The organism is Streptomyces venezuelae (assembly GCF_008642375.1).
In the GTDB taxonomy this organism is placed as follows: Bacteria; Actinomycetota; Actinomycetes; order Streptomycetales; family Streptomycetaceae; genus Streptomyces; species Streptomyces venezuelae_G.
The window spans coordinates 7,264,105-7,276,621 of the sequence record NZ_CP029194.1 but is presented as its reverse complement, the minus strand read 5'-3'; the positions used below and the strand labels follow the sequence as shown (position 1 = coordinate 7,276,621).

At 71.6% G+C, this 12,517-nt stretch carries 11 protein-coding genes and 1 riboswitch; of the genes, 5 read left to right on the top strand and 6 right to left on the bottom strand.

Going from position 1 to position 12,517, the window contains the following annotated elements:
* Positions 1-18 precede the first annotated feature (18 nt).
* Positions 19-633, bottom strand: a complete 615-nt coding sequence (locus DEJ46_RS33265) for a PadR family transcriptional regulator (protein ID WP_150272306.1) — start codon at positions 631-633, stop codon at positions 19-21.
* A 156-nt stretch (positions 634-789) separates the two neighbouring features.
* Between DEJ46_RS33265 and DEJ46_RS33260 the strand changes: the two genes are divergently transcribed.
* On the top strand, positions 790-1,347 hold the full coding sequence (locus DEJ46_RS33260) for a GNAT family N-acetyltransferase (protein WP_150272304.1): 558 nt from the start codon (positions 790-792) through the stop codon (positions 1,345-1,347).
* On the opposite strand, the gene DEJ46_RS33255 is transcribed toward DEJ46_RS33260, so the two are convergent.
* Positions 1,336-1,689: a hypothetical protein gene (locus DEJ46_RS33255; RefSeq protein ID WP_150272302.1), complete on the bottom strand. Its 354-nt coding sequence runs from the start codon at positions 1,687-1,689 to the stop codon at positions 1,336-1,338. The genes DEJ46_RS33260 and DEJ46_RS33255 overlap by 12 nt on opposite strands.
* A gap of 135 nt (positions 1,690-1,824) precedes the next feature.
* On the opposite strand from DEJ46_RS33255, the gene DEJ46_RS33250 reads away from it, so the two are divergent.
* Positions 1,825-2,634: a PhzF family phenazine biosynthesis protein gene (locus tag DEJ46_RS33250; protein WP_150272300.1), complete on the top strand. Its 810-nt coding sequence runs from the start codon at positions 1,825-1,827 to the stop codon at positions 2,632-2,634.
* Between the two features lie 94 nt (positions 2,635-2,728).
* Here DEJ46_RS33250 and DEJ46_RS33245 read toward each other — a convergent pair whose 3' ends face one another.
* Entirely contained in the window at positions 2,729-3,511 is a 783-nt protein-coding gene (locus tag DEJ46_RS33245; RefSeq protein ID WP_190623016.1) for a CPBP family intramembrane glutamic endopeptidase, read from the bottom strand.
* A 200-nt stretch (positions 3,512-3,711) separates the two neighbouring features.
* Positions 3,712-5,211, bottom strand: coding sequence for a glutamate--cysteine ligase (locus tag DEJ46_RS33240; RefSeq protein WP_150272296.1), 1,500 nt, complete (start codon positions 5,209-5,211; stop codon positions 3,712-3,714).
* Between the two features lie 489 nt (positions 5,212-5,700).
* Here DEJ46_RS33240 and DEJ46_RS33235 point away from each other — a divergent pair, with 489 nt between their 5' ends.
* Complete coding sequence (locus tag DEJ46_RS33235) at positions 5,701-6,291, top strand: hypothetical protein (RefSeq protein ID WP_150272294.1); 591 nt, start codon at positions 5,701-5,703, stop codon at positions 6,289-6,291.
* 331 nt (positions 6,292-6,622) lie between these two features.
* On the top strand, positions 6,623-6,829 hold the full coding sequence (locus DEJ46_RS33230; RefSeq protein ID WP_150272292.1) for a DUF5999 family protein: 207 nt from the start codon (positions 6,623-6,625) through the stop codon (positions 6,827-6,829).
* A 103-nt stretch (positions 6,830-6,932) separates the two neighbouring features.
* Here DEJ46_RS33230 and gcvP read toward each other — a convergent pair whose 3' ends face one another.
* Positions 6,933-9,818, bottom strand: coding sequence for an aminomethyl-transferring glycine dehydrogenase (gcvP, locus tag DEJ46_RS33225; protein WP_150272290.1), 2,886 nt, complete (start codon positions 9,816-9,818; stop codon positions 6,933-6,935).
* Between the two features lie 177 nt (positions 9,819-9,995).
* Positions 9,996-10,095: riboswitch (glycine riboswitch) on the bottom strand.
* Between the two features lie 113 nt (positions 10,096-10,208).
* On the opposite strand from gcvP, the gene DEJ46_RS33220 reads away from it, so the two are divergent.
* Complete coding sequence (locus DEJ46_RS33220; protein ID WP_150272288.1) at positions 10,209-10,577, top strand: PRC-barrel domain-containing protein; 369 nt, start codon at positions 10,209-10,211, stop codon at positions 10,575-10,577.
* A gap of 427 nt (positions 10,578-11,004) precedes the next feature.
* On the opposite strand, the gene DEJ46_RS33215 is transcribed toward DEJ46_RS33220, so the two are convergent.
* The gene (locus DEJ46_RS33215; RefSeq protein WP_150272286.1) at positions 11,005-12,405 is read right to left on the bottom strand and encodes a DNA polymerase IV; all 1,401 of its coding nucleotides are present in this window, start codon (positions 12,403-12,405) and stop codon (positions 11,005-11,007) included.
* Positions 12,406-12,517 lie beyond the last annotated feature (112 nt).

The window sequence follows — 12,517 nt, the reverse complement described above, 5'->3', positions numbered from 1 at the left end:
CACTCCTGCCGCTCGGCCTCAGTCCTCGTCGGCGAGGATCAGGTACAGCTTCTTGCGGGCTTCGTTGATCACGCCGACGGCCTTCTGCCGCTGCTCGGCGCTGCCGGTCTTCCAGACCTGCCCGAAGGCCTCCATCAGACCGAAGCCGGCCTGCCGGATCTCGTTCACGGCGTCCCAGTCGACACCGCGCCCGGCGTCCTCCCAGGGAGCCTCCGGGCCCTCCTCGGCCTCGGCGCGCCCGGCGTCGGTGAGCGTGAACAGCTTCTTGCCGCCCTCGCTCGCGCTGGTGATCAGCCCCTCGTCCTCCAGCATCTGGAGGGTGGGGTAGACCGAGCCGGGACTGGGCTTCCAGGCCCCGTCGCTGCGCTCGCCGATCTCGCGGATCATCTCGTACCCGTGCATCGGGCGGTCCTTCAGCAGCGCCAGGATCGACGCGCGCACGTCACCGCGCCGCGCCCTCCCCCGACCGCCACCGCGGCCCCGCCCACCCCCGAAGGGGCCACCGCCACCGAAGCCGGGCCCGAACGGCCCGAACGCGGACCGCCGCCCCTCGAAGTCCCCACGAGGTCCGGGGCCGCAGGCCCCACGACCGGCTCCGTGTCCGTTTCCGTACTCGTGTCCATGTGAACGCATCGCAACGCTCCTTCCGTCGGGTGTCCATCGTTGAACTGTCGCGATACTTCAACGATATATCGGAACCGTTCGCCGAGCAAGAGCCGATACCCGATTCCTCCCAGGACGGTCCGAAGCCGGCAGGCCATCCATCCCGCGCCTGCCATGATCACGACCATGACGACGGTCGTGCCGAGCGACAGCGCTCCCCTCTACATGCAGCTGACCTCCCCCGACGCGGTGAGCGACGCGCTCGCCGCAGCCCTCGCCGAGTGCTGGACCGAGGTGAGCGACGCGGGCGGCGCCGCCGGCTTCCCCTTCCCTCCGGTCGACCCCGCCGAGGTCGCCGCCGCGGTCGACCGCCTCGTCACCGGCCTCGCGCCCGCGACCGGTCGCCTCGTCGTCGCGACCCTGGACGGAGCCCTCGCGGGCTGGCTGCACCTCCGCCGCGACCCCCATCCCCTGGTCGCGCACTGGGGCACGCTGCACCACGTCCAGACCCGCCTCGGGGTACGGGGACGGGGCATCGGAGCGGGTCTGGTGCGGCAGAGCCGGGTGATCGCCCGTGACGAGATGGCCCTGGAGCAGCTGCGGCTCGCGGCACGCGGCGGCGTCGGCCTGGAGGAGTTCTACGGCCGCCTCGGCTGGCGGGAGGCCGGCCGCTGGCCCGGTGCCCTCCGGCTGGCCCCCGGCGACGACCGCGACGAGGTCCTCATGGTCCTGTCACCCCTGTGACCCCGCCCGCCGCCGCGCCCGGACGGCTCGTACGGCCCGCACCACCCGTGTGATCCCCCACCCGAGCAGCCACGGCAGCACCGTGATGCCCAGGACGTACACGAGGACATAGCCCACGAGGTCGTCGGTGCGCTTCGGCTGATCCAGCGGCATCACCATCGCGATCGCGGAGACCGTCACCGGAAGCAGCGGCACCAGTACGGACCACAACCGCGCCCGCAGGCCCGGCCGGAGGGCGCACCACACCCCCATCCCGCCCATGACGAACGGTCCGAACGGCACCCACAGCACCACCGGAACGAAGAACAGCACCCACCACTCGTCCGCGTACCCGAACATCATCGAAGCCCCCCGAGTCCGCCGACGTTCCCGGCTGCCCGTACCCCCGCCCCCACTCGGGGGACGCAGGACAGCCCGGTCCAGTTCTCCGCGATTGGCCTTGGTCCGCGCGTCCGCACGCCTTGTACGGTCGGCGACATGCGGATCCGAATCGTCGACGCCTTCACCGACCAGCCCTTCTCCGGAAACCCGGCCGGAGTCCTGCTCCTCGACTCCTTCCCCGAGGACGCCTGGCTCCAGAAGGTCGCGGCCGAGGTCAACCTCTCCGAGACGGCCTTCGCCCACCCCCTGCCGGCCGGCGGCGAGGCGGACTGGGCGCTGCGCTGGTTCACGCCGACCACCGAGGTCGACATGTGCGGCCACGCGACCCTGGCGACGGCTCACGTCCTCCACACCACGGGCACGGCGAGCGACACCGTCCGCTTCGCCACCCGGTCCGGCGTCCTGGGCGCCACCGCCGCGGCGGACGGCACGATCACCATGGACTTCCCGACCTCCACCCTCGCTCCCCTCCCCGTCCCCGACGGCCTGGAGAAGGCGCTCGGCGCCGAGGTCGTCGCCGTCCACGACACGGCCGCCCATGTCGGCGACCTCGTCGTCGAACTCCGTGACGAGGCCACGGTGCGCTCCCTCACGCCGGACTTCGCCGCCCTCAAGGGCCTGTCCTCGCGCGGAGTCATCGCCACCGCCGCCGCGGAGGACCCCGGCCGCGGCTACGACTTCGTGTCCCGCGGCTTCTTCCCCGCCGTCGGCATCGACGAGGACCCGGTGACCGGCAGCGCCCACACCGCGCTCGCCCCGTACTGGTCGGCCCGCTTCGGCCGCGACGAGCTCACCGGCTTCCAGGGCGGTGCCCGCACGGGCCTCGTCCGCACTCGTCTGCGCGGTGAGCGCACCCTGCTGACCGGCCACGCCGTGACGGTCATCGAGGGCGACCTCCACGCCTGACGACGGAGGGCGCGGAGGAACGAAGGAGAAAGGGGCGTGCGGCACAAGCCACACGCCCCTCACCACTCACTCCCCCTGCATCCCGCAGGACCCGTCACCCGGTGGGCAGCCAGTCCACCTTCCCCGCGAGCAGCCCGTATCCGACGAAGGCCACGATGTCGAGCAGCGCATGCGCCACGACCAGCGGCCCGACCCGCCCCCAGCGGCGGTACAGCAGGACGAAGACGACACCCATCACGACGTTGCCGATGAAGCCGCCGATCCCCTGGTAGAGGTGGTACGAGCCGCGCAGCACCGAACTGGCGACGAGCGCCGCCATCGGCGTCCACCCCAACTGCCCGAGTCTGCGCAGCAGGTAGCCGACGACGATGACCTCCTCCAGGACGGAGTTCTGCACCGCCGAGAGGATGAGCACCGGGTACTTCCACCACACCTCCGGCAGCGACTCCGGAACCACCGTCAGGTTGAAGCCGGACGCCCGCGCCGCCAGGTAGAAGGCGAGCCCCGCGCTCCCGATGCCGGCCGCGACCAGTGCCCCGCGCCCCAGGTCGGGCCAGGGCCGGGTCCGGTCGAAGCCGATGGCCCGGAGCCCGGCCCCCTCGCGCAGCAGCAGGTGGGCGACGAGGGCGACCGGCACGAGCGCCGAGGCGATGCCGAAGAGCTGCCAGGACAGGTCGAGCCACGGCCGCCCCGGAGCGTACGAGCCGTTGAGCGTCGCCGCCTGCTCCTTCAGCGACCCGGGCCGGGTCAGCGAGCCGATGAAGCTGATGAGGGACGACAGCGCGCTCGCGCCGAGCGAGAGCGCGAGGACGATGAGGGTCTCGGAGCGCAGCAGCTTCCGAGGCAGACCTCCGGGGGGCAGGGAAGCGTCCCTCACGTCTTGCTCCGACACCACACCTGTCTCCACTTCCCCGTCGTGGGCCCATGCCGTTCGGCGGTTTCGGCGGCCGGGGTCGCCCTCGGCCCGCCTCGCTACCTTGACATGATCACCCATGCACGGGGATGCCGTTCCGGACCACCGCCCGGAGCCGCACCCAAGCCGCACCGGACCCGTACCGGCCCGCGGCGCGGCAGGCGTCAGCCGATCCCCACGGGCCAGGTGTGCACGGGCTCGCCCTCGTGCATGAGCGTCCGGTACCGGCGGGTGGTCGCGGCGAGGGCCGCCTCCCGGTCGAGGCCCGACTCCAGCGCCTGGTGGAAGGTGTCGGCCTGCCAGGAGGCGCCGTTCACCTTCCGCAGACAGCGCTGCTCGATCACCCCGAGGTAGAAGTCCCGGTCCGCCGGCTCGATGTGCCAGGCGTCGAGACCGGCCGCGGCGAGCGGCAGCAGCTCGTCGAGGACGAGCCGTACGGCCGGCAGGGTCGCGACACCGCCGGCGCGTCCGGCCCTGGGCCAGCGCAGCTCCGCGTCGATGCCGTAGCGGCAGGCCGTGTCGAAGTTGGCCTCGGCGTCCTCGAAGGCCATCCGCTTCCAGACCGGCCGCGGTTCGTCGGCGAGGGAGCGGACGAGCCCGTAGTAGAAGGCCGCGTTCGCGATCACGTCGGTCACGGTCGGCCCGGCGGGCAGGACCCGGTTCTCCACGCGCAGGTGCGGGACCCCGTCGACCCAGCCGTACACGGGCCTGTTCCAGCGGTAGACCGTGCCGTTGTGGAGGACGAGCTCCTGGAGCTTCGGTACGCCGCCCTCGTCGAGGACGAGCAGCGGGTCCTCCTCGTCGCAGATGGGGAGGAGGGCGGGGAAGTAGCGGAGGTTCTCCTCGAAGAGGTCGTAGACCGAGTCCACCCACCGCTCCCCGAACCAGGTGCGCGGCCGGACGCCCTGGGACTGCAGCTCGGGCGGCCTCGTGTCGGTGGCCTGCGTGAAGAGGGGCGGCCGGGACTCGCGCCACACCTCGCGGCCGAAGACGAAGGGCGCGTTGGCGCCGAGGGCGATCTGGACGCCCGACACCGCCTGCGCGGCGTTCCAGACGGCGGCGAACCGGGCCGGTGTGACCTGGAGGTGGAGCTGGACGGAGGTGCAGGCGGCCTCCGGCACGATCGACTCCGAGGTGCACTGGAGCCGCTCGACCCCGTGGATGTCGAGGGTGAAGTCCTCACCCCTGGCAGCCAGGATCTGGTTGTTGAGGAGCGTGTAGCGGTCGGCGGCCGACAGGTTCTCGAAGACCAGGTCGCTCTGGGCGAGCGTGGGCAGTATGCCGATCATGACGACGCCGGCGTCGAGTTCCTTGGCCTTGCGGTCGGCATATCCGATACCGGTCCCGATCTCTTCGGCGAGCCGGTCGAAAACCCTGCCGCCCAGGCGGTGGGGAGCGATGTTCACTTCCAGGTTGAACAATCCGAGTTCCGTCTGGAAATCGGAGCTCGCGATCCTTTCCAGCACCGGTGCGTTGAGCATCCGCGGCAGCCCGTCGGCACCGGCGAGATTGAGTTCGATCTCCAGGCCCATGAGATTGCGGGGCCGGTCGAACCTCTTCTCCGCCAGCAGCCTCGCGAGCCCCGCGAGACACTGCTGGAGCTTTCGCCGGTACTGCTGCCGGTCGGCCGGGCCGAACCCGTCCGCGTCGACCTTCTCCCCCATCGAGCCGTCCCTCCCACCGTGGGCAGCCGCGACGACGGCCGCGCGTCACGGACCATGATGCCCAGGTCTCTGATCCACAACGCCTGCGGATCGGGGCCGCCGAAGGATAGGCTGGAAGGAGCTCTCCACCGGCACTTCCCGAAGGCATGACGCGGTCGACATATACCAATGTCCTATTGTCCCTTGACGGGGGATCGGAATTCAGCCGTCCGACTCGGCGAGGACTACGCAGGTGAGCACCGCGCGGCCGTCATGATTCCGCTTGAACAGCCCATGGAATAAGGCTTGATGAGGCCTTGCCAGGAATATCGACGGCGTCTAGCGGAAACACTCTGTGAACACGTGTCGTATAAACTCCGCGGACGAGGCAGAGTGTTGGTGCCCGGTCATGGACCCATGACCCCATGGCCCCTCTCTGGCCGCGCCGCTGACAGCGCCGTCGTACCTGCCCATGCATCACCGTGTCTCCTGAGTGAGAGGCGACCCACCATGCTCCGACCCTCTCCGGCCCCTGCGCCGGCCCTCCGCAGCGTCCTCACGGCCCTCGGCTCACCGACCGCCGTCCGCGAGGCGCGAACGCCCGCCCTGCGGGCTGCGCAGGGACCGCTGAGCCCCGAACTCCCGCTGCCCGTACACGTCCTCGGCGTCCCAGGAGCACCCGGACAGTGGCCCCGCACCCGGCTCACCGGCTGGCGGTTCCTGATCCGGAACGGGGAGCGGGCGATCGCCGCCGCGGACACCATGCTCACCCCGGACGGCTGGACCTTCTCGCACTTCTTCGAGGGGCCGTACGTCACCGCGACGGAACGGGCCCTGCTCCAGGCCGAGGCGCTGCCCACCCCGTACCAGCCCCGGCTGCTCTCCGTGCCCGAGCTCTACATGCTGACGCTCTGGCTGCACGCCGAACCGGAGGCGGACGGCACGACCGACGCCCCGGCCGCGGCCGACCTTCTGGTCCCCCTGGCCCCCGCGCCGCCGGGGATCGCGGCCCACCGGCCCTACCAGGTCGCCGACCTCCTGCCCGTGCTCAGTACGCGTCTCGCGCCGCCGCCCCTCCTGGGCTCGGCGGCGCCCGCCTGATCCACCCTGCCCAGCCCCGCCCCGTGACCCGGCCGGGTCACGGGGCGCACTGCTGTCCGAGGACCCCACCCGAACAGTGCTCCCGAACAGCGCTCCCGTACGGACTAGCCCGCTCGGGCCACCCCGAACCACCCGAAGAGACCGTGCACTTGACCTGAACCGCCCCTGCGGGTGATGCGTCTTCCCCGGAGAGGACGAGCTGCCGCGAAATACCTGCGGAAGGCCGTCCGTGGAGCAAGACTGGGACCGGAACCGAACCGACCGGACGGGGGCGGCGATGAGCGCGAAGAGCCGCAGGACATCCACCACGACGCAGCGAAAGAACCCACCCATGTGCCAGCACCAGCCTGCCTGTCCCACCGCCGACTCCAACGACCGGGAGGCGGCCCGACTGATGGCACACCACCCGGAACAGGGCTGGAGCCTGCTGTGCAACGGTGTCCTGCTCTTCGAGGACACCGGTGAACTGCTGCCGGACGGGCAGATCATCGCCCCGCACCGGGCGCTGACGGCGGGGCAGGTCACGACCGCCGCCTGAGCGCGTGCGGAGAGCCGTACGAGGGAGACGAACGCCGAGGGCCGGCCCGGAGGAAGATCCTCCGAACCGGCCCTCGGCCGTGCTCAGCGAGTCACGGTCGCACTCACTGGTCGTACTCGTCCATCGGCGGGCAGGAGCAGACCAGGTTCCGGTCGCCGAAGGCGCCGTCGATGCGGCGGACCGGCGGCCAGTACTTGTCGGCGGCCGAGACGCCGGACGGGAAGACCGCCTCGTCACGGGTGTAGGCGTGGTTCCACTCGCCGCCCAGCGCGGCCGCGGTGTGCGGGGCGTTGTGCAGCGGGTTGTCGTCGGCGGGCCACTCGCCCGAGCCGACCTTCTCGATCTCGGCGCGGATCGCGATCATCGTGTCACAGAAGCGGTCGAGCTCGGTGATGTCCTCGGACTCGGTCGGCTCGATCATCAGCGTGCCGGCCACCGGGAAGGACATCGTCGGCGCGTGGAAGCCGTAGTCGATCAGGCGCTTGGCGATGTCGTCGACCGTCACGCCCGTCTCCTTCGAGATCGGACGAAGGTCCACGATGCACTCGTGGGCGACCAGACCGGCCGGACCGGTGTAGAGCACCGGGAAGTGCGGCTCCAGGCGCTTGGCGATGTAGTTCGCCGCGAGCACGGCGACCTGCGTGGCGCGCTTGAGGCCCTCGCCGCCCATGAGGCGCACGTACGACCAGGAGATCGGCAGGATGCCGGCGGAGCCCCACGGGGCGGCCGAGATCGGGCCGACGCCCGTCTCCGGGCCGGCCGTCGGCTGCAGCGGGTGGTTCGGCAGGTACGGCGCGAGGTGCGCGCGGACGCCGACCGGGCCGACACCCGGGCCGCCGCCGCCGTGCGGGATGCAGAAGGTCTTGTGCAGGTTCAGGTGTGAGACGTCGCCGCCGAACTTGCCCGGCTTGGCGAGACCGACCAGCGCGTTGAGGTTGGCGCCGTCGACGTACACCTGGCCGCCGGCCTCGTGGACCTCGGCGCAGATGTCCGCGACGTGCTCCTCGAAGACGCCGTGCGTGGACGGGTAGGTGATCATCAGCACGGACAGCTCGTCGCGGTACTGCTCGATCTTGGCGCGCAGGTCCGCGACGTCGACCTCGCCGTCGTCGGCGGTCTTGACGACGACGACCTTCATGCCGGCCATCACCGCGGAGGCGGCGTTGGTGCCGTGCGCGGAGGACGGGATGAGGCAGACGGTGCGCTGGAGGTCGCCGTTGGCGCGGTGGTAGGCGCGGACGGCCAGCAGACCGGCCAGCTCGCCCTGCGAACCGGCGTTGGGCTGGATCGACACCTTGTCGTAGCCGGTGACCTCGGCGAGGCGCTCCTCCAGCTCGGTGATGAGCGTGACGTAGCCCTGCGCCTGGTCGACCGGGGCGAAGGGGTGGATCTGGCCGAACTCGGGCCAGGTCACCGGCTCCATCTCGGTCGTCGCGTTCAGCTTCATCGTGCAGGAGCCGAGCGGGATCATGCCGCGGTCGAGCGCGTAGTCGCGGTCGGCGAGCTTGCGCAGGTAGCGCAGCATCGACGTCTCGGAGCGGTGCGCGTGGAAGACCGGGTGGGTCAGGTACGCGTCGGAGCGCAGCAGCCCGGAGGGCAGCGTGTCCTCGGCGGCGGCGTCCAGGGCCTCGACGTCGCCGTCGACACCGAAGGCGCCCCAGACGGCGACGAGCTGCTCACGACCGGTGGTCTCGTCACAGGAGATCGAGACGAGGTCGGCGTCGACGCGGTGGAGGTTCACGCCGGCCTCGCGGGCGGCGGCCACGACCGAGTCGGCACGACCGGGCACCCGGACGGTGAGGGTGTCGAAGTACGAACCGTGCACGACCTCGACGCCACCGGCGGTGAGACCCGCGGCGAGGATCGTGGCGTACCGGTGGGTCCGCTGCGCGATTCCCTTCAGCCCGTCCGGCCCGTGGTAGACGGCGTACATACCGGCCATGACAGCAAGCAGCACCTGAGCCGTGCAGATGTTGCTGGTGGCCTTCTCGCGGCGGATGTGCTGCTCGCGGGTCTGCAGCGCCAGGCGGTAGGCGCGGTTGCCGTCGGCGTCGACGGACACACCCACCAGGCGGCCGGGCAGGGAGCGGGCGTGCTTGTCCTGGACGGCCATGTAACCGGCGTGCGGGCCACCGAAGCCCATGGGCACACCGAAGCGCTGCGTCGTACCGACGGCGATGTCCGCGCCCAGCTCGCCGGGCGAGGTGAGCAGGGTCAGCGCGAGCAGGTCGGCGGCGACGGTGACGATCGCGCCGAGCTCGTGGGCGGCGTCGATCAGCGGCTTGATGTCCCGCACGGCACCGGAGGCACCCGGGTACTGAAGGAGCACACCGAAGACACCGCGCTCGGCGACCTCGGCGGGAATGCCCTCGCTCAGGTCGGCGACGACGACCTCGACACCGGTCGGCTCGGCGCGGGTCTCGATGACGGCGATCGTCTGCGGCAGGGCGTCGGCGTCGATGAGGAAGACACCGTTCTTGACCTTGCCGACGCGCCGGGCGAGCGCCATGGCCTCGGCGGCGGCGGTGCCCTCGTCGAGCAGGGAGGCACCGGAGGTGGGCAGCCCGGTCAGGTCGGCGACCATGGTCTGGAAGTTGAGCAGCGCCTCGAGGCGGCCCTGCGAGATCTCGGGCTGGTACGGCGTGTAAGCGGTGTACCAGGCCGGGTTCTCCATGACATTCCGGAGAATTACGGGCGGGGTGAAAGTCCCGTAGTACCCGAGGCCGATCATCGGGGCGAGGACCTGGTTGCGGTCGGCGAGCGTGCGCAGCTCGGCCAGCACCTCGGCCTCGGTGCGCGCGGCCGGCAGGCCCAGCGCCTCGGCGTTCTTGATCACGTCCGGCACCGCGGCGGCCGTGAGCTCGTCGAGCGAGCCGTAGCCGACCTGGGCGAGCATCTTGGCCCGCGCCTCGGCGTCGGGCCCGATGTGCCGCTGCTCGAACGGGATGCCCTGCTCGAGCTCGGAGAGCGGAATGCGGTTGGCGGTCATGTACGGAGGCCTCCTGGTCGTCACGACCTGCGAGGGGCACCACGGCGCGGGTACCCGGACGGCCTCCCCCTCTGTCATCTCAACCTGAGAGTTTCACCGGCACGCCTCGCGGCACACCGGCTTTCACCGTCGGTGAGAGCGCATGCCGTCGGACACCGCTCTGCTTTCCAGAGTGACCTCGTCCGCGCGGTACAGGGGCCTGAGAGATTCCGGGGAGGATTTGCTCCTTCGGCGCCCTCCGAAAGGTTTCTCCGGGGGACTCTCCCGCACAGGGTCGACAGCCACAGCCAGCCTACCAGCGCGGTTGCGGCTTCCATCGCTCAAGTGGCCGACATCCCACTTGTGCACTTTCGTAGAGGTGTAGAGCAGTTGCGACCAGTTGGAGGGACCGTGCAGACCGACATCGATCCGCGCAGCCTGATCGGCCGCAAGGCGTTCGACCGGAACGGAAACAAGATCGGAACCGTGGACGAGGTGTACCTCGACGACGCGACCGGCATCCCGGAATGGGCCGCGGTCCGCACCGGCCTGTTCAGTCGGGACGCCTTCGTGCCCCTGGAACCGAGCGACCTGCTCGAGGACGGCCTGCACATCCCCTTCGAACGCGCACTCATCAAGGACGCCCCCGACTTCGGAGTAGGCCGCCACCTCTCCCCGGAACAGGAACTCCAGCTCTACCGCCACTACAGCCTCACGCTCCCACCCCCCACGCCCCAGGACACCGACTTCGGCCGCCTGGCAGGCCAAGAGGGCCCTTAAGGCCCCACCACCAGCCCAGGCGCCGCCCCACACCCGCCCACGGCGCCTCGGCCAAACGCATGCCCGAACCACCGGGCCGCCGCACCCCACCACCCCCGCGCGCCTGGACCCCCGGGCCGCCGCCCCACTACCCCGCACCCGGACCACGGGCCGGGCTCCCGCCGCTGCCACGCACACCCGGACCGTCGGACCGTCGGTCCGGCACTGCCCCACACACCCGGTCCGTCGGGCTGACGCCCCGCACCACCCAGCACGCCCGAACCACCGGGCCGGGCGCCTCCCCACGCCCGCAGCCGCCAACGGCGCGAACCCCCCACGGGAAGACCCGCGCTGCCCACCGACGCGCACGGGCGGTGCGGGTGGGAACCTCCAGCCCGGCCGCAAGGCCGGGCGCTCCCCCACCACCCCACACCGGCCCACCGCCCCGTCACGCCTCCGCCCGGCACTCCTTCCGCACCAAGGGCAACGGCTCCGAAGGCTCCAGCTCCGGATCGTCCACGGAGAACGTCCGCACCCTCCCCGGCGCCGACCACGGCTCCTCGAACCGCACCGTGACCCGCCCGACCCCGCTCCCCTGCACCCACCCCGCCCCGTGCACCGCGTGCCGCACGTCATGCCCGGGCGCCCACCGCCGCTCGACGGAGACGGCGACGCCCCCGGCGGACTCGGACTCGGACTCGCCCGAAACACCACCGCCCCCGCCCCCCACCGACTCCACAGCGGCAGCGTCCGCGCCCGCGCCGGCCGCCCGCTCCTCCTCCGCCTGAGCGAAAAGATCCTCCTGCGTGTAGTCCGCGAGCCCGCTCACGCCCACCCCGAGCAGCCGGACGCCCCCGGTCGTGTCGACCGCCTCCAGAAGCCGCCCAGCGGCCTCCCGCACGACCACCGGGTCGTCCGTGGGCCCACGGAGCGTCTCGGACCGGGTCAGCGTCGAGAAGTCGTACCGCCGCACCTTGAGGACGATGGTCCGCCCCGAGTGCCCCGAGGCCCGCAGCCGCGCCACGCACCGATCGGCGAGCCGGTCCACCTCGGTCCGGATCCGCACGCGGTCGTGCAGGTCGACGTCGAAGGTGTCCTCGACCGACACCGATTTGGCGTCCCGCTCGGCCACCACGGCCCGATCGTCGTACCCCTGGGCCATCAGGTACAGCGAGGCCCCGTGCGCCCGTCCAAGGAGCCGTACGAGCTCGTCCTCGCCCGCCTCTGTCAGGTCGGAGACCGTGGTCATCCCGGCACGCCGCAGATGCTCACCGGTCGCCGGCCCGACCCCGGGCAGGATCCGCACCGACCGGGGCCCGAGCAGCTCCCGCTCGGTCCCCGGCTCGATGAGCACGAGCCCGTCCGGCTTGGCCTCCTCGGAGGCGATCTTCGCGATCATCTTGGATCCCGCGAGCCCCACCGACCCCGTCAGCCCCGTGGTCGCGAGGATGTCGGCCCGCAGCCGCTCCCCGACGACCCGCGCGCCCGCGCTGTCGTCGGCGAGGCCCCCGGCCTCCAGGTCCACGAAGGCCTCGTCGAGGCTGAGCGGCTCCACGAGCGGCGAGAGCCGCCCGAGCAGCTCCATGACCTGTTCGCTGATCGACCGGTAGAAGGCGAAGCGCGGGACGAGATACGCGGCGTTCGGCGCGAGCCGCCGCGCCTGGCCCATCGGCATGGCCGAGTGCACTCCGAAGCGGCGCGCCTCGTACGAGGCGGTGGCGACCACTCCACGCGGCCCGAGACCGCCGACGACCACGGGCTTTCCGCGCAGGCTGGGCTTCGCCGCCTGCTCGGCGGCGGCGAAGAACGCATCCATGTCGAGATGCAGGATCGTCGGCGCGGTTCTCACACTTCCGATGCTGCCCCATGCCACTGACAACGGGACGGCAACCACCCGAAGCACCCCGGAAACGCGTGCGGCACCAGCAGCACATCGGCCGGAACACCGACTCACCCAGCCC